Genomic DNA, 24,029 nt, shown 5'->3' with positions numbered 1-24,029 from the left:
ATTGTGATTAAACGTATTAGCAGCAAGAATGGTCTTCGGATCGTCTTTGAACCTAACCACAATGTCAGATCAGTATCTGTCGGGATATGGATTGGTACAGGATCGCGATTTGAGAAAAAAGAAGAGAACGGTATGTCCCATTTTATTGAGCATATGTTTTTTAAAGGGACTAAAACGCGCACGGCCCAGGATATTGCCGAATCTTTTGATTCGATCGGCGGCCATGTCAATGCCTTAACTTCAAAAGAATATACATGCTATTATGCCAAGGTGCTGGATACTCACGCGAAGTATGCGGTGGATGTACTGGCTGATATGTATTTTAATTCTACATTTACAAAGAAAGAAATGGAAAAAGAGAAAGGCGTCGTACTTGAAGAAATCAAAATGTATGAAGATACACCTGATGATCTCGTACACGACTTATTGAGTAAAGCAAGTTACGGTGAACATCCGCTTGGTTACCCGATTCTCGGAACAGAGCAGACATTGGATTCGTTTTCTTCAGAAGATTTATTTTCCTATATGAATCAATATTACCATGCTGAAAATGTCGTTATCTCTGTATGCGGAAATGTGGATGAAAGTTATATAGACTACATTGAAGAATTATTCGCTCCATTAAAAAAGAAAACGGAGAACTCTGTAAATCTGGAAAAACCATCCTTTTTACCGGAAAAGCTGGTCCGCCAAAAAGATACTGAACAAGCGCATTTATGCCTTGGATTTGATGGTTACAAGGTTAGTGATGAACGTATTTATTCACTGATCCTGTTGAATAACGCTCTAGGCGGAAGCATGAGCAGCCGCCTGTTTCAGGAAATAAGGGAGAACAGGGGACTCGCTTACTCAGTATTCTCCTACCATTCGGCCTTTAAAGATTCCGGGATGCTGACTATTTATTCCGGTTCAGCACAGGAACAGCTTGAACAGACGTTTGAAGTGATTATGAATACGTTACAAGAGATCCGGGAGAACGGCTTAACAAACAAGGAACTTCATAATGGGAAAGAGCAATTGAAAGGCGGCTTAATGCTCGGGCTTGAAAGTACAAACAGCCGGATGAGCAGGAACGGGAAAAATGAACTTCTTCTGGGCAGGCATAAATCACTTGATGAAATAGTAACGTCAATTGATCAGGTGACGATGGAAGAAATTATGAATACGAGTGAAGATATATTATCGAAGGACTTTTCACTGACTCTCATCAGCCCTGATGGCAGGCTGCCGCAATCTTTAAAGCAATAAATAGAATATAAGCCCCTCAGCCCCGCATAAGCTTGTAGTAAACTGAAGGGTGGGTGGTTGACGGATGCGGTTAAGTGAGATCAGCCAGAAAGAAATCATTGATTATCAAAAAGGTGAGCGGCTTGGCGTGCTCGGCCAGACAGATCTGATGATTGATGAGAAAAGCGGTAAGATTGAAGCTTTTGTTATTCCTACTTTAAAATGGTTCGGCCTTGGAAAAAGAGAAAAAGAAGTCACCGTGTACTGGAATCAGATTAAAAAAATCGGTACCGACATGATTATTATTGAAGTATCTTAAATAAAATAATAAACACGGCTATGCCCGCTATGAGCTTATGCTTACAGCGGGCTTTTCTTTGTGTACAAATCACCAAACGGTAATTCTTACATAAAATGTGTTGAGCGTTTCGCAAGGCTCTTATTTCCCTTTCCATTTACCAGTACCAGAAAGGGGAGAATCAAGTGTTAACTGGAATGCAAATTGCAATTATTGGAGGAGATCTGCGGCAAATTGAAGTCATTCGCAAACTGTCTAAACTAGATGCTTCAATTCATTTAATAGGCTATGAACAGCTGGATAACGGATTTTTGGGAGTTGAGAAATCAACATTTGATACGGTCAGGGCTGATAAACTTGACGCGCTGATTCTACCTGTTAATGGCATAAGTTCCAAACGTGAAATCGACAGTGTATTTGCAGGGAAGCAGCAGTTTTTTAAAGAAAGCTGGCTGGCTGAGACGCCTGCACATACCCGTATATATACCGGTATCGCTAATAAGGCTTTATCAGAAATGGCCAGCCATGCAGAAAAAGAGCTTATTGAACTTATGAACAGGGATGATCTCGCAATATACAATTCTATTCCTACAGCAGAAGGCGCATTGATGCTTGTCATTCAGAACACCAATGTTACTGTGCATAAAGCAAAAGTTGTCATTACAGGGTTTGGCAGAGTCGGGCAGACCATTGCTAAAACATTTTCCCAGCTGGGAGCTGACGTCTCTGTAGCTGCAAGGGAAACCGACTTGTTAGCCAGAGCTTATACGATGGGGATGGAGCCGGTTTCACTGTCGGAGCTTGGCAACCGGGCAGCACAGGCAGATGTCGTTATAAATACTATTCCTGCTGAAGTTCTTACAGCTGAAGTGATCGCTAAAATGCCCAACCACGCTCTGATTGTCGATATAGCATCTAAACCGGGAGGAACAAATTTCGAATTTGCCAAAAAGCGTGGAATTCATGCCATCCTGACTCCTGGCTTACCAGGCTTAGTAGCTCCCAAAACAGCAGGGATCCAGCTTGCGAATCTTTTATCTTCTCTTTTAGAAGAGCAGTGGCAAGAACAAAAAGGAGGCAAAAGATAAGATGTCTTTAAAAGGAAAACATATCGGATTTGGTTTGACCGGTTCTCACTGTACGTATGAAGAAGTCATGCCGGCAATGAAAAAGCTGGTGTCTTTAGGGGCTATAGTAACACCTTTTGTTTCTTATACCGTTCAAAGCACAGATACTAAATTTGGAACGAGTGACTCATGGCTGAAAGAAATAACCGAAACTACTCCTGAACCGATTGTAGATACTATTGTAAAAGCCGAGCCGTTCGGGCCTAAATATCCCCTTGATTGTATGGTGGTTGCTCCTATGACAGGTAATTCCACCAGTAAGCTCGCAAACGCGCTGACAGATTCCCCAGTATTAATGGGAGCCAAAGCAACTATGAGAACGGGCAGGCCGGTCGTGGTGGCTGTATCCACAAATGATGCTCTTGGACTGAATGGTGTAAACATAATGAAACTGATGGCCGCTAAAAATATTTATTTCGTTCCTTTAGGGCAGGATCATCCATTCAAAAAACCAAACTCCCTTGTTGCTGATATGTCGAGAATTCCTGAGACTGTAGAAGAAGCGATAAATGGCCGTCAATTGCAGCCGGTGTTAATTGAGAGATATAAAAATTAATGCAATTATGAGGTCTTATTGTTAAAATAAGGACTTAGTTACAAAAGTCGTCGTTAAGGTACCCCCTTAACGGCGGCGGCTATGTTGTATATAATTATATAAGAAGGCATTTTCTTATACGCTGGGAAAGTTCATATTTTTTAAAAGAATAATAGTATAAGAAAAAATTTATCAGTCAGCCGGATTTTACGGTAAGCTTTTCTAAAATTTTGAAAGGGGATTAAAATAATGACACAACAAGGTTATCATGTAGCAGTATTAGGAGCGACAGGGGCGGTAGGTGAACAGATGCTTAACACCCTGGACCGAATGGATTTTCCAATTGCATCTTTAACTCTTCTTTCTTCAAAAAGATCAGCAGGTAAAAAAATTAACTTTAAGGGAGAAGAACTGACTGTACAGGAGGCCAAGCCTGAATCATTTGAAGGCATTCAGTTAGCTTTATTCAGTGCTGGCGGCTCTGTTTCAAAAGCGCTCGCTCCTGAAGCAGTAAAAAGAGGCGCAATTGTCGTAGATAATACGAGCGCATTCCGTATGGATAAAGACGTTCCGCTCGTCGTTCCGGAAGTAAATGAAGACCACCTTAAAAATCATAACGGAATTATCAGCAATCCTAACTGCTCAACGATTCAGATGGTAGCAGCACTCGAACCTCTGCGAAAATCACATGGATTGAAACGAATAGTCGTATCTACATACCAGGCTGTTTCAGGCGCAGGCGCAGCGGCAATTGATGAAATGTATGAGCAGTCCCGCCAAATCATGGACGGGGAGGAAATTAATCCTGAAGTACTTCCTGTGTCAGGAGATAAGAAGCATTTCCAAATCGCATTCAATGCTGTTCCTCAAATTGATGTCTTTCAGGACAACGGCTACACTTTTGAGGAAATGAAAATGATTAACGAAACGAAAAAAATAATGAATGATGAGTCACTTGAAGTAGCGGCTACTTGCGTGCGTCTGCCAGTAGAAACAGGACACTCTGAATCTGTGTATATTGAAGTAGAGAAAGACGGCCTGGATGTAGAAGGGGTACGCAATTTAATGAAAGAAGCGCCAGGTGTGACACTAGAAGATGATCCAGCTAACCAGGTTTATCCGCTAGCTTCCGAATGTAAAGGGAAAGATGATATTTTTGTAGGAAGAATCCGTCAGGATCTAGATCGGGAAAATGGGTTTCACCTGTGGGTCGTTGCTGATAACCTATTAAAAGGTGCGGCGCTTAACTCCGTGCAAATTGCTTTCTCTTTAATTAAATTAGGTTTACTAAAATAAATTTATTAATCGTAGACAGAGGGATAAAGATATGAAGATTTTAGTCCAGAAATTTGGCGGAACATCTTTAAAAACAGCAGAAATGCGTGAGAGATCTTCCCAGCACGTGCTGGAAGCGCTGCGGCAAGGATATAAAACGGTCATAGTTGTTTCTGCCATGGGAAGAGCCGGGGATCCATACGCCACAGATACACTGCTTAGTTTAATCGGAGGGGTCACCCCTTCGGTTTCTAATCGCGAGCAGGATTTGCTGTTGTCGTGTGGAGAAACGATTTCGTCAGTCGTCTTCTCATCTATTCTTCAGCAAAAAGGAGTAAAGGCACTGGCGATGACAGGTGCCCAGGCAGGATTCCGGACGACTGAAGATTATACGAATGCAAAAATTACCGAAATGAAGGTAGATGGGGTTCTTTCTGCCCTTGAGACTTATGACGCCGTGGTTGTCACCGGGTTTCAGGGGGAAACAGCCAAAGGAACAACTGCCACACTTGGCCGCGGAGGTTCAGATACGTCAGCTACTGCTTTAGGTGCGGCGCTGCAGGCAGAAGCGGTGGATATTTTTACAGATGTAGCCGGTGTTATGACGGCCGACCCGAGAATTGTAAAAGACGCTCAGCCGATTAATGTAGTCACTTACAATGAAATATGCAATCTGGCTTACCAGGGAGCTAAAGTCATTCATCCCCGGGCAGTCGAAGTGGCTATGCAGGCTAAAGTTCCGATAAGGATCAGATCGGTGGCAGACGGGGGAGCAGGCACATTAATTACAAGCACGACCTCGTCCGTTCTTGGAAAAGATTTGGATGAACGCCTGATCACGGGAATCGCCCACGTAAAAGATGTCTCGCAAATAAAAGTGTTTGCAGACGAAGGGGAATATGACCTGCAGGCTAAAGTGTTTAAGACAATGGCTAATGCCGGAATATCAGTCGATTTCATAAATATTAACCCTTTTGGAGTGGTTTATACTGTTCCTGATCACTTGACCGATAAGGCAGAAGCACTATTAAAAGAAATGAATTTTAATCCTGAAATATTAAGAAATTGTGCGAAAGTATCTGCTGTAGGAGCAGGTATGACAGGCGTCCCCGGGATAACCTCAAAGATTGTAGAAGCTTTAACTGATCGCCACATCCAAATACTGCAATCGGCTGATTCACATACCACTATATGGGTATTAGTTAAAGAAGAGGATATGGTTGAGGCAGTCAATGCTCTTCATGAAAAGTTTTTAAAAGAAAACCTTTGTTAAAATAGATAAAAATGATATTCCCGGAATAGGCGTCACTCCTCCTGTAAGAGCGATGCGATGAGGGAATATCAGCAGTAAAGCTCCATAAGAAAAAGAAGTATAAGGAGAGTGGAAGGTTATGGCATTGGGTAATGTTTTAACAGCCATGGTAACCCCTTTTGATTCCAAAGGGAATATTGATTTTCAAAAAATAAACAGACTGATGGATTACCTGATTGACAACGGAACTGAAGGGGTTGTAGTAGGAGGAACCACCGGTGAATCGGCAACATTAAGCATGGAAGAAAAATCAGCTTTATATGAACACTCAGTCAAAGCTGCAGCCGGTAGAATTCCTGTCATTGCAGGGACCGGGATGAATGATACGTACGCGACTGCGGAATTGACGGTTAAAGCTGAAAAGTCCGGAGTTGACGGCATCATGCTTGTAACTCCGTATTATAATAAACCTTCCCAGAGAGGGATATACGAGCATTTTAAAACCATAGCTGAAAAAACGTCTCTCCCTGTTATGCTTTATAACATTCCGGGCCGTTGTGTAGTTAATATTCTGCCGGAGACAGTCATTGCTCTTTCGAAAATTCCTAATATCACTTCAATAAAAGAAGCAAGCGGGGATCTGGATCAGGTGACGGAAATTATTACCAGTACACCCGATGATTTTCAGGTTTTCAGCGGGGATGACAGCCTGACTCTTCCATTCATGGCGATCGGCGGTGACGGAGTGGTTTCCGTTTCAAGCCATGTCATAGGTAAAGATATGCAGAAAATGGTTCAGGCACTGAAAAAGGGAGATATTAAAACAGCTTCCTCCATTCACCAGAGCTTGCTGCCAATTATGAAAAGCATGTTTATTGCCCCAAATCCTTCACCTGTCAAAACAGCTTTACAAATTAAAGGCCTTGATGTGGGCGGCGTCCGGCTTCCGCTGATCCCGCTTACTCCAGAGGAACGCTCGGTGCTTAATAACGCTTTAGCTTAACGCAAACAAAAGCTGTATGCTTAGGGCATACGGCTTTTTTTCTAACGTAAAAACTGCCTGGCGCTTTTGTGACTTGTAGTTAAAAACAATAATAAGTTATACTAATGAACAGAGGTCTGATCGAAATAGAATATTTTAGGAGGATTTACCATTGTCGAATCAACAAACTGAAAAAATACGCATATTTGCCCTTGGAGGACTCGATGAAATAGGGAAAAATATGTACGTTCTTGAACTGGACGAAGACATTTTAATTATAGATGCCGGATGTATGCACCCTGAAGATGATATGTTAGGGGTAGATATCGTCATTCCTGATATCACTTACCTTGTGGAAAACAAAGACCGGGTAAAAGGAATTGTATTAACCCACGGCCATGAAGATCATATTGGGGCTGTGCCTTATATTTTAAGGGATTTAAACGTTCCGGTTTACGGGACTAAATTTACTCTGGCATTAGTAAGGGATAAGTTTAAAGAAGTCAAAGTTAAAAAGAAACCTGAATTAAAAGAAATCCATTCTGACTCTAAAGTTAAAGTTGGAAAAACACCTATAAGTTTCTTTGCTACAAACCACAGTATTCCTGACTCGCTTGGTGTAATTATTCATACATCACAGGGGCCTATTGTGTACACAGGGGACTTTAAATTTGATCAGAACCCAGTGGATGGGCGGCCGACAGAAATGGGAAAACTGACAGAAATTGGGGACAAAGGTGTTTTATGTCTCCTTTCAGACAGCCATAATGCAGAAATTCCTGGAAATACACCGTCGGATTCGATTGTAGCAGAAGGTGTGAAAGATGCTTTTCACGAAGCGGATGCCTGCATAATTGTCACGGTTTATTCAACTCATATTCACAGGATTCAGCAAGTACTTAATGCAGCTGAGAATGAGGAAAGAAAAGTAGCTATAGTAGGAAAGGATATTGAAAGAGCTGTCTCGATTGCATTGGAATTGGGTTATTTACTTGACAATAACCACGTGCTTATTCCTAAAGAAGATATAAAAAAATACGGCCGGGATCAATTAGTTGTGTTAACAACCGGAAGCCAGGGTGAGCCGATGAGCTGTCTGGCTAAAATGGCAAAAGGTTCCCATCCGCTGGTCAAAATCGAAAAACATGACAGGATTCTCATCGCGGCTATGCCGAACCCCGGCAATGAAAAAGCCGTGTCTCAAATGGTGGACTTGCTTTCCAGAACAGGTGCAAATGTCATTTATGGAAAAACGAAAAAGATACACGTATCTGGCCATGCCAGCCAGGAAGAATTAAAATTGATGCTTAATCTCGTAAAACCCCAGCATTTTATTCCAATGAGCGGGGAATTCCGCATGCAGTATGCCCACAGGCATCTGGCAAGGTCCGTCGGAATTGATGACAGTAAGATTTTTCTGCTGGAAAAAGGTGAAGTGGCTGAGTTTACAAAGCGTAAAGGAAAAAGAGCCAATAAAATGCCTTCAGGCCATGTGCTAATAGACGGGCTTGGTGTAGGAGATGTCGGAAACATTGTTTTAAGAGACAGACGTTTACTTTCAAAAGACGGGATACTAGTAGTCGTAGTTACGTTAAATAAAAAGCATAGTGAAATCCTCTCCGGGCCGGATATTATTTCCAGAGGTTTCGTATATGTGAGGGAATCTGAAGCGCTCATTAAACAGGCTGAAAAATTGGTCACTGATACCCTCCATCAGTCGATGGAACAAAAGCAGACCGAATGGTCCCAAATGAAAAGCCAGGTACGCGACCAGTTAAGCCGATTCTTATATGAAAAAACAAAACGTCGTCCTATGATTATGCCGATTATTATGGAAGCTTAAAAAATAACCATTTTTTGCCTTATCAGCCTGGTGGACAGGCTGATAAGGCTTTTTGTTTTTCTTCTGCCAGTCAGGAAGTCCAGGCTTTTTTTGTATGAAAGCGCAAATTCTCTAACATACTAACAGAAAAGGGAGGAGATAAACGTGACGTACGATCAGGAACAGCCTCAAAAACCGCCTGAGCAGGATAAAAGCGGAGGAATACTTGATAAAATTCAGCAGCTGGGTCAGACAAATGTTCCCCAAATGGAAGCGAGCAACATTCACGTACTGACAATCATCGGTCAAATAGAGGGGCATATGCAGCTGCCGCCCCAGAATAAAACAACTAAATATGAGCATGTCATCCCCCAGCTCGTAGCTGCAGAACAAAATCCTAATATTGAAGGCCTTCTTCTTATTCTCAATACAGTGGGGGGAGATGTAGAAGCCGGTCTGGCTCTGGCTGAAATGGTCGCTTCCATGTCTAAACCGACTGTTACACTTGTTCTTGGAGGAGGTCATTCAATCGGTGTTCCTATTGCCGTATCGGGTTCCTATTCGTTTATTGCAGAAAGTGCGACCATGACTATTCATCCTGTCAGACTGACAGGTCTTGTTATCGGTGTTCCGCAAAGTTTTGAATATCTGGATAAAATGCAGGACCGTGTCGTCCGTTTTGTTGTTAATCATTCCGCAATAACAGAAGAAGAATTAAAAGATCTTATGCTCTCAAAAGGCAACCTTACACGTGACATTGGAACAAATGTGATCGGCGCTGAAGCAGTTGAGAAGGGGCTTATTAAAGAAGTGGGCGGATTAGGACAAGCGATTAAAAAATTAAATGAGCTTATTGACGAAAACAAAAAGGATGAACCAGAGGAGGTTGTGCAGTGATCTTATACACTTATCAAAGCTCACACACCGTTTTCCCTCCTGAAGAACAGGATTTTACTTCTTATGAAATGCTGGAAATCCCCGGGGGTCAACTAATGTGTGAAAAAAACGGCGAAGATTACATTATCTGCCGGCTGCTGGCGACTGACCCTAATATGTACCTGAATCCTAAGTACACGCCCGGGCAAAAATTCAAACCTTGAAATTAACCGTGTTAATTTCATCCTCTTCTAGTAATAAATCTTAAGTCTATGCTATAATTAATGAAACAAGCGTTCGTTAAAAACCGGATCAGCAGCCGACTCGTCGGCTGCTTCTTCCATGTACATAGAGAATAAGAATGAGATTAGAGGTGGTTTTATGGCAAAAGCCCGAAGGAAAAAGTCTAAAAAATGGCGGACGCAGTTAACATATGAATTAACAGGGCTGTTTTTATTTATAGTGTCGATTGTAACTTTTGCCCGGTTAGGGATAGTAGGGGAAGGGCTCGTTGAGCTGTTCAGGTTCTTTTTAGGAAGCTGGCATATCCTTCTTACTGTGGCTCTTTTTATATTTTCTTTATATATCATGCTGAAAAGGAAGCTTCCCACACTGTGGACAAGAAGGTTTATAGGCATTTATTTATTTATTTTTTCTTTAACCCTGTTAAGCCATGTGCAGTTATTCAGGGAACTGGGTGAGAGAGTTGAATTTATCGACCGGTCAGTCATCAGAAATACATGGGATTTATACTGGCAGCAGTTGCAGGGAACAGCCGTTACAGAGGATCTTGGCGGGGGAATGACCGGTGCCGTGGGCTACTCTGTCAGCCATGTTCTGTTCTCGTCCGGGGGAACTGTGGTGTTTGCGATCGGGCTGATTATAGCCTCCCTGATGCTGATCACCGGCAGATCATTTATTGATTTTGTGAGAAACAACACTCGGGCCCCTGTGTCGCTCGCAGTTGCGGTTAAAGATAAAGCAGCGGATTCGGTCAAGTCAATGTTTGTGAATGCTAAAGACCAGGCTGAAAAGAGAAAGGAAGCCCGTAAACATAGGCAGGCATTAAATGAAAGTTCACCTCAGGAGAGTGAGCTGACGCCAGATGAACCGATCATTTATGATTTTACTAAGACAGCGTACGATAAAAGCAGTGAGGAAGAAGCAGAGTATATTGATGTGGCGCCTGTAGAGAGCAAAAAAGACGATAAAGAAAAGGTTAACGCCGCTCCTTCTGAAAAACCGGACAGTAAAGAGACAAAACCAGCTGAGGAGCAGCAGACAACCTCCCTTGTAGTAAGCGAAACAGAAAATGCAGATTATGAACTGCCCGGTATGGATCTGCTCCAAAATCCCGCTAAAGCCAGCCAGTCTAAAGAACATTCCATGCTTTCCAAAAATGCGAGAAAGCTTGAAAGGACGCTGGAAAGTTTCGGGGTTGACGCTAAAGTGACAAAAGTGCATCTGGGACCTTCAGTTACAAAATATGAAGTTTATCCGAGTACAGGAGTAAAAGTAAGCAAGATTGTGAATCTGACAGACGATTTAGCTTTAGCTCTCGCTGCTAAGGATATCCGCATGGAAGCTCCAATTCCCGGCAAGTCTGCTATCGGCATTGAAGTACCTAACCAGGAAGTTTCTCTGGTGACTTTAAGAGAAGTACTCGATTCACCTGTTATGAAAGAAAAACAGAACCAGCTGGCGATTGCTTTAGGCAGAGATATATCGGGTGAGGCAGTGGTGGCGGAGCTTAATAAAATGCCCCACTTGCTTGTTGCCGGGGCAACAGGCAGCGGGAAAAGTGTATGTATTAACGGCATCATTATAAGTCTCCTTATGAGAAGCAAACCTCATGAAGTGAAGTTAATGATGATTGACCCTAAAATGGTGGAACTTAATGTGTATAACGGAATTCCGCATTTATTGTCGCCTGTCGTGACTGAACCTAAAAAAGCGGCACAGGCGCTTAAAAAAGTAGTAAATGAAATGGAACGCCGCTACGAACTTTTTGCGGCTTCAGGTACACGGAATATAGAAGGTTATAACAGTTACATTAAAAAAGAAAACGAGAAGAGAGACGAAGCAGAAGCCTACTCACCTTTACCGTTTATTGTCGTAATCGTAGACGAATTGGCCGATTTAATGATGGTTGCTTCTTCTGAAGTGGAAGATGCAATCACAAGACTGGCGCAAATGGCCCGTGCGGCGGGAATCCATCTGATCATTGCTACGCAGAGACCGTCTGTAGATGTCATTACAGGAGTAATCAAAGCGAATATCCCTTCACGAATTGCCTTCGGGGTATCCAGTTCTACTGATTCCAGAACGATTTTGGACGGTAATGGAGCAGAAAAGCTGTTAGGTAAAGGAGATATGCTGTTTATGCCTGTCGGAGCCTCTAAGGCGACACGAATTCAAGGGGCATTTTTATCTGACGAAGAAGTCGAGAGAATTGTCATGCACTGTGTGGAACAGCAAAAGGCTCAATACGCAGAAGAGATGATGCCTCAGGAAGGAGAGCAGGATACGGTAAGCGGTGAAGTAGATGATGACCTTTATTACGATGCCGTCCAGTTAATTACTGAAATGCAGACGGCTTCAGTATCTATGCTTCAGCGCAGATTTCGTATCGGATATGCCCGGGCAGCCAGGTTAATCGACGAAATGGAAGTAAGAGGTGTGGTCGGGCCTTATGAAGGAAGCAAGCCGCGTGAGGTTTTAGTTGGTAAAGAAGACGATCAGCTGACGAACGAATCGTCTTAAATACAGGACAATTTCATTTTATTGGTGAAAACGTTTAAGAAAACGTAGTCTGACGACTAAATTCATGGTATGTTTACTATAGCTATAGTAACTTGTTTTGCAGGGGGAGTTTAGATGATAAAATCGGATCAGCGGCCGCTTTATTTACAAGTCATTGATAAAATTAAATCAGATATTGAGCAGGGAGTCTACGAAGCAGGAGAAAGACTGCCTTCTGAATTCCAGCTGTCGAAACAGCTCGGGGTAAGCAGAGCGACATTACGTGAAGCACTGAGAATGCTTGAGGATGAAAGTGTAATCATAAGAAGGCACGGGGTAGGGACCTTTATTAACACGAAACCGCTTTTTTCTTCAGGCATAGAAGAACTGTTCAGTGTCACAGATATGATAAAGCGGGGGAATAAAGAACCGGGGACGAACTATTTATCTTCATCTATTGAGAAACCAACAGACGAAGACCAGAAGCGTTTTCAGGACGAGGAATTACAGGAAATGATTGTAATTGAACGTGTCAGGACAGCCGATAGCGAACCGGTCGTTTACTGTCTGGATAAAATTCCTAAAAACTGCTTGCCGGACTATGTGTCCCATGAAGAACAGTCAATCTTTGACCAGCTCGAGAAATCGGGTATATCGATAGCGTATGCTATGACACAAATAGAGCCAATCGGCTATCATGAAAGAATATCTGAAATACTTGATTGTGAACCGGAAACCGCCCTCCTGGTTTTAAAACAGATGCATTTCGATGAACAGGAGCGGCCTGTGCTTTATTCAATTAATTATTTCAGAGCGGATAAGTTTAAATTTCACGTATTGAGAAAAAGAGTGTATTAAATCTTCAAGAGCCCCCTCTCTTGAAGATTTTTTTTCTTCATGATAGTTCATTGTGAACGCTTTTTACATTATTTCCTAGTACGCTCCTTCCACTGGTGGCTGCTGGTTCCCGCCATACTTAAATCATTATTCTGTTGTTTTTATAATACGGTCACTCTCTCGCTTCTATCACAGCCTCATGTTTTAATTTCCTGAGGTAATATTTGCTATACGTCCTCCAGTTAAGTAAAATTTACAGGGAAATGGCTTAACATAATCAACGTTTTTTTAGGTATATTATGAATAACAAGAGGAGGGAATAAAATGGAACAGATGAAAAATTTCAGACTGGGAGCGGCGGATGTGCATATCATTCCGACTGCTACATTTAAAACCAATACATTTATTATTCAGATGAATGCTCCTTTAATTAAAGAGACCGCTTCAAAAAGGGCTCTGCTTCCGAATGTGCTCCAAAATGGCACGGCAGATTACACGAACCGGCAGCAGATACGAAGCGCGCTGGATGAGCTGTACGGAGCTTCCCTGACGACTGATGTGACTAAAAAAGGGGAGAGGCATATTATTTCTTTCCGCATGGATATAGCAAATGAGAAATTTCTAAAAGACCAGACCCCCCTTATGGAAAGAGGCCTTAAGCTGCTTTCTTCTGTGCTGCTTAACCCTAAACAGTCTAACAACAAGTTTGACCCGAAAATTGTAGCCGAAGAAAAACGTTCGCATAAACAAAAAATTGCTTCTATTTATGATGACAAAATGAGGTTTGCCAATAAAAGGCTGACTGAGGAAATGTGTAAAGAAGAGCCTTTTGGCATTCATGTATTCGGACAGGAAGATGATCTCGACAATTTAAATGAGGCAAACCTTTACGAATATTATAAACAGGCACTTCAAGAAGACCAGCTTGATATATATGTCATGGGCGATGTGGACGTGAATCATGTTAAGGATTTAATCAGCACATATTTCCCTCTGAACCAGGCGAAAGAAAATTCAGGGCAGCCCCCTGCCGGTTCCACTCCAGCTCTTAAGAAAAAAGCTCGCGAAGTAGTCGACGAGCAATCCGTTCAGCAGGGAAAACTTCATATCGGATACCGCACCAACGTCGTATATGGAGAGGACGATTATTTTGCCCTTCAGCTTTTTAACGGTCTGTTTGGAGGGTTTTCCCATTCTAAACTGTTTATAAATGTGAGAGAGAAGGCGAGCCTTGCCTATTATGCTGCATCGAGAGTTGAGAGCTTTAAAGGTCTTTTAATTGTCATGTCAGGAATCCAGTCCGCCAACTATGAGAAGGCGACCGATATTATTTTTAAACAGATGGAAGAGATGAAAGAAGGCAAGTTTACTGAAGATGATTTGCAGCAGACGAAAGCAGTTTACAAAAATCAGATTCTGGAAACGATGGATGTTCCGAGAGGAAGAATTGAGCTTGAATACCATAACCAGGTATCTCCTAATAAGATCCCGCTTGAAGAATGGATAGACAGAATTGATAAGGTGACAAAAGAAGATATTGTAAAAGTCGCCGGTAAAATTCAACTGGATACGATTTATTTCCTTAAAGGAAGGGAGGCTCTCTCAAATGAATAAAACGACGTTTGAGCAGATTCAGGAAACTTTATATTTGGAGACGCTGTCTAACGGTCTTCAAGTATACGTGCTTCCGAAGAAGGGTTTTAATAAAACTTTCGCTACGTTTACCACGAAATACGGGTCTATTGATAATTACTTTACTCCTATCGGAGAACAGGAGCCGGTAAGAGTACCTGACGGGATCGCTCATTTTTTAGAGCATAAACTGTTTGAAGATGAAGAAGGCGATGTGTTTCAGCAATTCAGTAAACAAGGCGCTTCTGCTAACGCTTTTACGAGCTTCACAAGGACGGCTTATCTATTTTCAAGCACGTCAGAGATTGAAAAAAACCTGGGAACCCTCGTAGACTTTGTACAAAAGCCGTATTTTACTAAAGATTCAGTGGACAAAGAGAAAGGTATTATTGAGCAGGAAATAAAGATGTACGAAGATAATCCTGACTGGCAGAATTTCTTCGGTCTGTTAAAGAGCATGTTTAAAAAACATCCGGTGGCAATAGACATTGCAGGTACAGTGGACTCAATAAACAATACGACTAAAGACCTTTTATATACGTGTTACCACACGTTTTACCATCCAAGTAATATGGTCTTATTTATAGTGGGAAATGTAGAGCCTGAAAAATTAATTAAACAGGTCCGCCAGAATCAGGAGAATAAAAAATTCGCAGCCCCTGAAGATATTAACAGGATTACCCCGGAAGAACCTGCAGAGGTGGCTGAAAAGAAAAAAGTGATCCCTATGGCGGTTAATACAGGCAAATGTCTCGTCGGCATAAAAGAGAAAGAGCCTGATAAACAAGGAGAAGACCTTCTTCGTCATGAATTGTCTCTGCAGCTGGTGCTTGAAATGATGTTTGGCCAAAGTTCGGAGAATTACCAGACTCTTTATGAAGAGGGGTTAATTGATGATACGTTCAGTTTTGATTATACGGCAGAATACGGCTTCGGTTTTTCCGTCATAGGCGGAGATTCAAGCAATCCTGAAGCTTTGGCTGACAGAATCCGGGAAATGATTATTAAGTTTACGAACAAAGAGCTGGATCAGAACGCGGTTGACCGCATTCGCAAAAAGAAAATTGGCTACTTCCTGAAAGCTATGAATTCTCCTGAATTTATTGCCAACCAGTTTACCCGTTATCTGTTTAATGACATGGATTTATTTGAGGTCATTCCGGTATTGGAGTCGCTGACTGCTGAAGAACTGACTGAGACAATGGAAAACCATTTTGCCGTCGATTCCCAGTTATCCCAATGCCTTATTGTTCCCGAAGGAGAGCGGACTAGTGAATAAAACGGCTCCTGAAGCTTTTATTACGGGAGCAAGCGGTGGAATCGGCAGGGCTATCAGCCTGAAAATGGCTTCTGCCGGGTATAATGTGATTTTGCATTACTGCCGGAACAAACAGGCTGCAGAGATTCTGAAGAGTGAGATTGAAGAAAAATACGGTCTTCAGGCTGTCCTCTTCCAGGCTGATTTTACTGATATTAAGGGCACTGAAGCTAAGCTTTTAAGCCTTAATCCGGCACCTGACGTGCTTATCCATAATTCAGGCACGGCTGATACGCGGCTGTTTCAGGACGAAACGATGGATAATTTGACTTCCCGGATTTCTGCCGGTCTTACAGCGCCTTCTTTACTGACGAAATTAGTTTTACCTTCAATGATTTCAAAAAAGAAAGGTAAAATTATAATGATTACATCCATATGGGGGCTGACAGGAGCTGCCTGTGAAGTGACTTACTCCATGATAAAGGGCGGCCAGAATTCTTTTGTAAAAGCTCTCGCAAAGGAAGTTGCCCCAAGTGGAATACAGGTTAACGGTGTGGCGCCAGGTGCTATAGAAACCGGGATGCTGGCCTGCTATACGGATGAGGATATGCATGAACTGAAACAGGAAATTCCGGCAGGGCGTTTAGGGCTGCCGGAGGAAGTGGCCAGTGCTGCTGCTTTTCTGGCTTCAGATGAAGCGTCTTATATTAACGGGCAGATTCTTTCCGTGAACGGCGCATGGCATTGCTGAAAAACCGATGAATAATATTCCTTGCTTGTGAAATGCTAGTGATGAAAGTTATTACAAGGAGGAATGACAAATGTCAGTACTGGACAATTGGCAGCAGTGGAAAGAGTTTTTGAGTCAAAGGTTAGAGCAAGGTCAATCAGACGGAATGGATCAGCAAACGATCTCTGAAGTGGCTTATCAGGTAGGCGAATATTTAGCAGATGAAGTTAAACCGAAAAACGAACAGGAGCAAGTGCTGGCTGACTTATGGCATGTCGCTTCAGAAGAAGAACAGCACGCCATTGCAAACATGATGGTTAAACTTGTCCAAAGCAAATAATTCAAAAAAGTATCGTCGTCAGACGATGCTTTTTATCTTGGCGCTGAAAACGAAGAGTCAGGAACACCGACTGTATCTAATGTGATACAGTTTTTATATATTGTCTGCCTTTATGATTAAAAAGAACTGAAAACAGTAAAAAACGTAGGGTTTTCTTCTATTTTGTCACAAATGTCTTTTAATGAACAAAAAAATCAATTATGATGTTAACAGAAACATATAAGTGGGCAAACGGATTCGAACCGAGAGGGAGGAGTTGTCCAATGGAGCAGAAAGAATGGTACATGGAATACCAAATCCATGAAAACAGACCTGGACTATTAGGAGAAATCGCATCCCTGCTGGGAATGCTGAGAATAAATATTGTAACTATAAACGGTGTCGAGCACAGGCGCCGTGGAATGTTAATTAAAAGTGCAAGTGACGAAGCGATTATGCGTCTGCGTTATATAATGGAAACGATGGATGTGATCACTCTCAGGAAAATCAGAGAACCAAAATTACGGGACCGGCTGGCGATCAGGCACGGAAGATACATCGAAAGGGACGAGGACGAGAAGAAGACTTTCCGCTTCGTCCGTGACGAGTTAGGTGTATTAGTAGATTTTATGGCTGAATTATTCATGAAGGACGGCCACAGGCTTGTAGGCATCAGGGGAATGCCGCGTGTCGGTAAAACAGAATCTGTTGTAGCGGCAAGTGTATGTGCAAATAAGCGCTGGTCCTTTTTATCTTCTACTCTGCTGCGGCAGACCATCAGGAGTCAGCTGGCAGATGATGAAATGTCTGAAGACCACATTTATATTATCGACGGAATTGTATCGACGATGAGAGCATCTGAGCGTCATCAAATGCTTGTCTCAGAGATGATGAGGCTTCCGGCTACAAAAGTAGTGGAACATCCTGACATATTTGTCAGAGAAACAGAATATACATTGGAAGACTTTGATTACATTATAGAACTCCGAAGTGATGAGGGTGAAGAAATTACATATGACGCTGTAGAATCAGGCTTCTCATCATTTGATATCAGTTAGTTGGTAGGTGTTAAGATTGTCTGAATTAGGAACTAGATTAAAAACAGCAAGAGAAGAAAAGGGTTATTCCCTTGACGAGCTGCAGAAAATAACTAAAATACAGAAACGTTACTTAACAGCAATTGAAGAAGGGGATTTTTCCAGACTGCCGGGGGAATTTTACGGACGGGCATTCGTAAAAAGCTATTCTGAAGCTGTCGGGCTTAATCCTGACATGATCTTTGAGGAACACAGAGATGAACTTCCACAGCCGAAAAGAGAGCCTGTAGAACTTCCGCCCCGGGTGAACCGCTCCAAAACAAAAACGGTGGCTAATAATTCAAAGGCCGGTTCGCTTCTTCCAACTCTCGTTGCAGTGTTGTTTATTATTGCAATCGGTTTGGCAATCTGGCTATTCAGACAGGGGGATACTGACAATTCAGCCGGTGTTCCGAGAGAAGACCAGCAAGGCTCCCCGCAAATTGAAATTACAGATAGCGATGTAAATAATGATAATAACAGCGATAATGAAGCTGGCCTTAACAATTCTGACGGTGAGAATAATAACAATCAGACTGACGAAGGCAATGAAGAAGAGGCAAATGAACAAGAAGCAAATGAAGAAGAGGACGAACAATCGCTGACTTTCCAGGAAAGCTCAGGTAATACTTATACGTATTCCCTCAGCGGGACGGATAACTTCGACATTTCAATGGAATTTTCAGGTGACAGCTGGCTTATGATTACTGATTCTGATGGAGAAGAACTTCATGAGCAGTCCCATACAGAGGGGGATGAGTTTTCGGCAGATGTGACCGGGGAATCCGAAATTACGTTTAATATGGGAAACACGCGGACCGCAGAGATTTACGTGAACGGTGAGTTATTAGAGTATGAAAGTAATGACCACCGCCAGTATGTTATTATCCAGCATGAAGAATGATAACGCCGCAAACCGGCAGCTCTGAATTTACAGGGCTGCCGTTCTTTAATGGTTAAATGGTTATTTTCATGGATAAGTGTTATTAAATTAAGATTGTCGCTGCTAGTATTCGCAATGTGCGTTTCTTTTTGATAAAATTGAGTAGGTTTCTTACATATGGAATGAAAACCTGAATAAGACAGGAGGATCATCGTGAATATTCCAAACCAAATCACCATCTCCCGTATAATTTTAATCCCTTTATTTATGATTTTTCTTTTGATCCCTTTTAACTGGGGACAGTGGAGCATCCTGGGTGCGGATATACCTGTACACCATCTGGCGGCCGCTATTATCTTTATAGTTGCTGCTGCGACAGACTGGCTTGACGGCTACTATGCAAGAAAACATAAACTTGTTACCAATATGGGGAAATTTCTGGATCCATTAGCGGATAAACTGTTAATTACTGCGGCTTTTGTTTCTCTTACAGGTCTTGATATGTTTCCTGCCTGGGCGGCTGTGGTTATTCTAAGCAGGGAATTTGCCGTTACAGGGCTGCGGCTTGTGGCATCCGGAGACGGAGAAGTGATTGCAGCAAGCATCTGGGGGAAATGGAAGACTGTGAGTCAAATAGTAGCTGCTTCAGCCATTTTGCTGCACAACATCTTTTTTGAGCTTCTTTCAATTCCTTTTGCAACTATTATGATTTATGTGGCAGTTATTTTAACGATTTTTTCCGGGGTAGATTATTTCATTAAAAATAAACACGTCCTGAACAAATCAATGTAACTGTTCTGGAAGGGTGAAAAAACATGAATGCTGAAATCATTGCGGTTGGGTCTGAGCTGCTGCTTGGCCAGATCCAGAACTCCAATGCGACTTATTTATCTAAAGAGCTGTCTAAAATGGGGATTAATGTTTACCATCATATCGTAGTAGGCGATAACCCTGACCGCTTGTTTAATGTCGTGGAAGCGGGAATTAAACGATCTGATTTATTGATTTTTACAGGAGGGCTTGGCCCGACAAAAGATGACCTTACAAAAGAAGTAATTGCAAAGGTCACTGGTACAGGGCTTGTTTATGATGCTGAAACAGAAGAACGTATTAAAGCATTTTTTGCCAGAAGGCAGCGGGTAATGACGGCAAACAACCGAAAACAGGCACTCGTCCTTAAAGACTCCACTATATTGCCGAATGACCATGGATTAGCTTGCGGCATGGTTCTTGAGAAGGATAAAAGAAAAATTATTTTACTTCCGGGCCCCCCAAACGAACTCATTCCTATGTTTGAAAATTATACCCAGCCATATTTACTTAATGAAATTAAAATTAAAGAGCAAATCCAGTCAAAAGTTCTCCGCTTTTTTGATATCGGGGAATCCCAGCTGGCAGAAAAAGTGGATGATCTGATCGAAAAGCAGACTAATCCTACCATCGCTCCCTTGGCTTCCGGAGGGGAAGTGACTCTCCGTTTAACAGTTAAAGGGTCAGATATTAGTGAAAATGAAAACAAACTTGAAGAATTAAAAGCCAGGATTCTCGAACGGACAGAGGATTTTTATTACGGGGAAGGTGACAGCAACTTAGCCCGCCTTCTGCTCGATAAACTGAAAAACCGGAAGTTAACGGTGGCAGCAGCAGAGAGTCTGACCGGCGGCCAGTTTTCCTCTGCGCTGACAGACCTTCCCGGCTCATCGGCTGTTTTTAGGGGAGCCATTATATGTTATAGTAATTCAGTAAAGGAAGCAGAACTTGGGCTGTCAAGAGAAGTTCTCGAACAGCACGGGGCTGTGAGTGCAGTTTGTGCTGAGCAGCTTGCCGGGAATGTACGACAAAAATTGAACAGTGAGGTAGGTATAAGCTTTACAGGCGTTGCAGGACCTGACCCTCTGGAGGGTCATGAACCGGGAACGGTGTTTATCGGTCTGGCGACGGGGAAATGGAGTAAAGCATTTAAAATTCAATTGGCAGGAAGCCGTGAAAATATTCGTGAACGCGCAGTGAAATATGGAATGTACTATTTATTACGCAATTTAAGCAAGGAAAAGGTGGATGAATAGAATGATGAAATTTGAAGATTTTCAAATATCTGACCAATTAAAACGGGCGATAACAGAAATGGGATTTGAAGCGCCCTCTCCAATTCAGGAAAAAGTCATTCCTGAAATTTTACAAAGGCATGATGTGATCGGGCAGGCCCAGACAGGAACAGGAAAAACAGCCGCTTTCGGTATTCCTTTGCTGGAGCACATCACAGAAGAGTCACATGTTCAATCGCTTATCTTAACTCCGACGAGAGAGCTGGCTATTCAAGTAGCCGGAGAACTGCAAAAACTTTCGAGGTTTAAAAATGTGAAAACATTGCCTGTTTACGGCGGACAATCCATCGGACAGCAAATTAAGTCACTTAAGCGCGGGGTAGATATTGTAGTCGGAACGCCTGGAAGAATTCTTGACCATTTGAACCGCCGGACACTTAAGCTTCAAAACGTGCATACACTTATTCTGGATGAAGCAGATGAAATGCTCGATATGGGCTTTATTGAAGACATAGAAAAGATTCTTCAGCAGGTTAACCGTGAGCGACAGACTTTACTGTTCTCTGCAACCATGCCGCCTCCAATTAGGAAGCTGTCAAATAAGTATATGAAGCAGCCTAAACAGGTGACGATCAGCAAAGGAGAAGTCACAGCTCCTTCTATCAACCAGGTTTACTATAAAGTACTCGAAAAGAACAAACTCGATTCTTTATGCCGGGTCATTGACAGTGAAACGATCGAACTCGGAATTATTTTTTGCCGGACAAAAAAAGGTGTGGCAGAGCTTACAGAAGCACTCCAGGCACGCGGGTACATGGCTGATGGACTTCATGGAGATCTGACTCAGTCCCAGAGAGATTTGGTAATGAAGAAATTCCGTGATTCATCGGTTGAATTTTTAATTGCTACAGATGTGGCGGCAAGAGGCATTGATGTTCAGAATGTCAGCCATGTAATCAACTATGACATCCCTCAGGATCCGGAAAGTTACGTCCACAGAATTGGCCGGACAGGCCGTGCAGGAAGGGACGGAATTGCTTTAACGCTGGTAACGCCTAGAGAAATGAAACACCTGCGCTCAATTGAGGCAGAAATTAAAATGACAATCCCTGCTCAAAGTCTGCCTTCCGTCGAGGAAGTAGTTGAGAAACAGCAGCACGTGTGGAAAGGGCAGATAATTGATCTCATCGAAAATGATGACGAAGAAGGAAGTTTATATGATTCGCTTGTAGCTGACCTTCTTGATCAGTATTCTCCTGAGAAAGTAGTTACATCCTTAATGAAGCTTGCCTTCTATACAAGAGACGATTTAAATGATGACGGCTACGACTTTGGAGAAACAGGCGCCCAGAAAGGCATGACACGTTTCTTCATTAATGTGGGCCGGAACGTCGACCTTACACCTAAGAAACTAGTCGATGAAGTAGCGAGACTGATCGGCATCAATCCTAAGTCTATCGGCAAAATTGATATTTTTGAAAACTTTACGTTTATGGAAGTCCCTGAAGAAGTGGCCCCGTTCGTATATGAAGGGTTAAAATACGCGAGGGTGAGCGGTGCGAGAATTAACCTTGAGCCTGCAAAACCTCGTCCAAAAAGAAAATAAACCATTGCCTTTTCTTATAGAAAAGGTGAGACATGCTTATCATGCCGGTGTTTAAATCCGCCTTCTACATTTCTTTTGACAAGGCGGATTTTTCCGTTTATAATAAAAAGCGAACGAATGTTTGCAATGTCATTACAGAAACAGAGAGATTACAGTTTCGGCTTAATGTAATGATTGATTATATATATAAAGGAGAGAGCGGAATATGTCAGATCGGAAACAAGCATTGGATATGGCTCTAAAACAAATTGAGAAGCAATTTGGAAAAGGTTCTATTATGAAGTTGGGTGAACAGGCTGAGCAGCGTGTTTCTACTGTTTCAAGCGGTGCGCTTGCTTTAGATATTGCACTTGGAGTGGGTGGCTATCCACGCGGACGGGTTATTGAAATATACGGTCCTGAATCTTCAGGTAAAACAACGGTGGCGCTCCATGCGATTGCGGAAGTCCAGCGCAATGGCGGACAAGCGGCGTTTATTGATGCAGAACATGCGCTTGACCCTGTGTATGCACAGAAACTTGGGGTAAATATTGATGAACTTCTTTTATCGCAACCGGATACAGGTGAGCAGGCGCTTGAAATTGCCGAAGCTCTTGTACGAAGCGGGGCAGTCGATATAGTGATCGTTGACTCAGTAGCTGCTCTTGTTCCTAAAGCAGAAATTGAAGGGGAAATGGGAGACAGCCACGTCGGCCTTCAGGCTCGTCTTATGTCCCAGGCGCTGCGTAAGTTGTCAGGTGCTGTGAGCAAATCTAAGACTATAGCTGTGTTTATTAACCAGATTCGTGAAAAAGTAGGGGTGATGTTCGGTAACCCTGAAACTACCCCGGGCGGCCGTGCGCTTAAGTTCTACTCTTCAGTAAGACTTGAAGTGCGCCGTGCTGAAACATTGAAACAAGGTAACGATATGATCGGAAATAAAACTAAGCTTAAAGTAGTGAAAAACAAAGTAGCTCCTCCGTTCAGAACAGCTGAAGTGGATATTATGTACGGTGAAGGTATTTCTAAAGAAGGGTCGATTCTTGATATTGGTTCTGACCTGGATATCGTACAGAAAAGTGGTGCCTGGTACTCATATAATAGCGAACGTATGGGGCAGGGAAGAGAAAATGCGAAGCAATACCTTAAAGAAAACGAAGAGGTTATGAATGAAATTGAACTTCGTATTCGGGAATACCACGGCCTGGTAACACCTCAGGATGTTCCGGCGCCTGATGCTCCCGAGGAAGATGACGACAATCTTTCCCTCGACTTAAAATAAGGTGACAAAAAACCCAAAAGGATTCTTTTGGGTTTTTTACTTTTTACAGGTTTTTTTCTGGCATACAGGCCTAAATGCTTGTGAAAAAAGAGGGAAGACCCCCTTGCCAATGCTTGACATTATTAGTGATGAGTCATACAATTAGTGAGAATACTGCATTAAACGACTGTATATTTTTACGTCGTGCTGGATGTATAATATGCTTTATTTACTTAAGAATTATGAACAGTGAAACCAGTTTTACCA

At 42.4% G+C, this 24,029-nt stretch carries 22 protein-coding genes; all 22 read left to right on the top strand.

From position 1 onward, the window contains the following. Positions 1–3 precede the first annotated feature (3 nt). The 22 genes from BMW59_RS03020 (at position 4) to recA (ending at position 23,783) form a co-directional block, all read left to right on the top strand. Complete coding sequence (locus tag BMW59_RS03020; RefSeq protein ID WP_093047547.1) at positions 4–1,248, top strand: M16 family metallopeptidase; 1,245 nt, start codon at positions 4–6, stop codon at positions 1,246–1,248. Positions 1,249–1,312: 64 nt separating this feature from the next. Continuing rightward, entirely contained in the window at positions 1,313–1,546 is a 234-nt protein-coding gene (locus tag BMW59_RS03015; RefSeq protein WP_093047546.1) for a YlmC/YmxH family sporulation protein, read from the top strand. A 164-nt stretch (positions 1,547–1,710) separates the two neighbouring features. Beyond that, positions 1,711–2,613, top strand: coding sequence for a dipicolinic acid synthetase subunit A (gene dpaA, locus BMW59_RS03010; protein WP_093047545.1), 903 nt, complete (start codon positions 1,711–1,713; stop codon positions 2,611–2,613). 1 nt (position 2,614) lies between these two features. Further along, positions 2,615–3,208 carry a dipicolinate synthase subunit B gene (locus BMW59_RS03005; protein ID WP_093047544.1) on the top strand — a complete coding sequence of 198 codons (594 nt, stop codon included), beginning with the start codon at positions 2,615–2,617 and terminating at the stop codon, positions 3,206–3,208. A 228-nt stretch (positions 3,209–3,436) separates the two neighbouring features. Further along, the gene (gene asd / locus BMW59_RS03000) at positions 3,437–4,483 is read left to right on the top strand and encodes an aspartate-semialdehyde dehydrogenase (RefSeq protein WP_093047543.1); all 1,047 of its coding nucleotides are present in this window, start codon (positions 3,437–3,439) and stop codon (positions 4,481–4,483) included. Between the two features lie 31 nt (positions 4,484–4,514). Beyond that, positions 4,515–5,735, top strand: coding sequence for an aspartate kinase (gene dapG, locus BMW59_RS02995; RefSeq protein ID WP_093047542.1), 1,221 nt, complete (start codon positions 4,515–4,517; stop codon positions 5,733–5,735). A 118-nt stretch (positions 5,736–5,853) separates the two neighbouring features. Beyond that, entirely contained in the window at positions 5,854–6,717 is an 864-nt protein-coding gene (dapA, locus tag BMW59_RS02990) for a 4-hydroxy-tetrahydrodipicolinate synthase (protein ID WP_093047541.1), read from the top strand. Positions 6,718–6,868: 151 nt separating this feature from the next. Further along, positions 6,869–8,539, top strand: coding sequence for a ribonuclease J (locus BMW59_RS02985; RefSeq protein ID WP_093047540.1), 1,671 nt, complete (start codon positions 6,869–6,871; stop codon positions 8,537–8,539). Between the two features lie 144 nt (positions 8,540–8,683). Further along, complete coding sequence (locus tag BMW59_RS02980) at positions 8,684–9,415, top strand: ClpP family protease (RefSeq protein WP_245732928.1); 732 nt, start codon at positions 8,684–8,686, stop codon at positions 9,413–9,415. Next, complete coding sequence (locus tag BMW59_RS02975; RefSeq protein WP_093047539.1) at positions 9,412–9,618, top strand: YlzJ-like family protein; 207 nt, start codon at positions 9,412–9,414, stop codon at positions 9,616–9,618. The genes BMW59_RS02980 and BMW59_RS02975 overlap by 4 nt, the downstream gene beginning before the upstream one ends. Positions 9,619–9,775: 157 nt before the next feature. After that, positions 9,776–12,157, top strand: coding sequence for an FtsK/SpoIIIE family DNA translocase (locus tag BMW59_RS02970; protein ID WP_093047538.1), 2,382 nt, complete (start codon positions 9,776–9,778; stop codon positions 12,155–12,157). Between the two features lie 114 nt (positions 12,158–12,271). Continuing rightward, entirely contained in the window at positions 12,272–12,994 is a 723-nt protein-coding gene (locus BMW59_RS02965) for a GntR family transcriptional regulator (RefSeq protein ID WP_093047537.1), read from the top strand. Between the two features lie 303 nt (positions 12,995–13,297). Continuing rightward, positions 13,298–14,587 carry an EF-P 5-aminopentanol modification-associated protein YfmF gene (gene yfmF, locus BMW59_RS02960; RefSeq protein WP_093047536.1) on the top strand — a complete coding sequence of 430 codons (1,290 nt, stop codon included), beginning with the start codon at positions 13,298–13,300 and terminating at the stop codon, positions 14,585–14,587. Beyond that, on the top strand, positions 14,580–15,884 hold the full coding sequence (gene yfmH, locus BMW59_RS02955) for an EF-P 5-aminopentanol modification-associated protein YfmH (protein WP_093047535.1): 1,305 nt from the start codon (positions 14,580–14,582) through the stop codon (positions 15,882–15,884). The genes yfmF and yfmH overlap by 8 nt, the downstream gene beginning before the upstream one ends. Further along, positions 15,877–16,614 carry an elongation factor P 5-aminopentanone reductase gene (ymfI, locus tag BMW59_RS02950; protein ID WP_093047534.1) on the top strand — a complete coding sequence of 246 codons (738 nt, stop codon included), beginning with the start codon at positions 15,877–15,879 and terminating at the stop codon, positions 16,612–16,614. The genes yfmH and ymfI overlap by 8 nt, the downstream gene beginning before the upstream one ends. A 70-nt stretch (positions 16,615–16,684) precedes the next feature. Continuing rightward, the gene (locus BMW59_RS02945) at positions 16,685–16,933 is read left to right on the top strand and encodes a DUF3243 domain-containing protein (RefSeq protein ID WP_093047533.1); all 249 of its coding nucleotides are present in this window, start codon (positions 16,685–16,687) and stop codon (positions 16,931–16,933) included. Between the two features lie 263 nt (positions 16,934–17,196). Beyond that, positions 17,197–17,970 (top strand): DUF3388 domain-containing protein, encoded by a 774-nt coding sequence (locus BMW59_RS02940; protein ID WP_093047532.1) that lies wholly within the window; start codon positions 17,197–17,199, stop codon positions 17,968–17,970. A 16-nt stretch (positions 17,971–17,986) separates the two neighbouring features. Further along, positions 17,987–18,892, top strand: a complete 906-nt coding sequence (locus tag BMW59_RS02935; protein WP_177174167.1) for a helix-turn-helix domain-containing protein — start codon at positions 17,987–17,989, stop codon at positions 18,890–18,892. A 192-nt stretch (positions 18,893–19,084) separates the two neighbouring features. Then, positions 19,085–19,663: a CDP-diacylglycerol--glycerol-3-phosphate 3-phosphatidyltransferase gene (gene pgsA / locus BMW59_RS02930; protein WP_093047530.1), complete on the top strand. Its 579-nt coding sequence runs from the start codon at positions 19,085–19,087 to the stop codon at positions 19,661–19,663. 23 nt (positions 19,664–19,686) lie between these two features. Next, the gene (locus tag BMW59_RS02925; protein WP_093047529.1) at positions 19,687–20,937 is read left to right on the top strand and encodes a competence/damage-inducible protein A; all 1,251 of its coding nucleotides are present in this window, start codon (positions 19,687–19,689) and stop codon (positions 20,935–20,937) included. Between the two features lies 1 nt (position 20,938). Then, a complete protein-coding gene (locus tag BMW59_RS02920; protein WP_093047528.1) occupies positions 20,939–22,522 on the top strand; it encodes a DEAD/DEAH box helicase in 1,584 nt (527 codons plus the stop codon). A gap of 205 nt (positions 22,523–22,727) precedes the next feature. Then, a complete protein-coding gene (recA, locus tag BMW59_RS02915; protein ID WP_093047527.1) occupies positions 22,728–23,783 on the top strand; it encodes a recombinase RecA in 1,056 nt (351 codons plus the stop codon). The last annotated feature ends 246 nt before the right edge of the window (positions 23,784–24,029 follow it).

It is taken from the genome of Salipaludibacillus aurantiacus, assembly GCF_900111295.1.
Lineage (GTDB): Bacteria > Bacillota > Bacilli > Bacillales > Salisediminibacteriaceae > Salipaludibacillus > Salipaludibacillus aurantiacus.
This window is presented reverse-complemented; position numbering and strand designations above follow the sequence as displayed.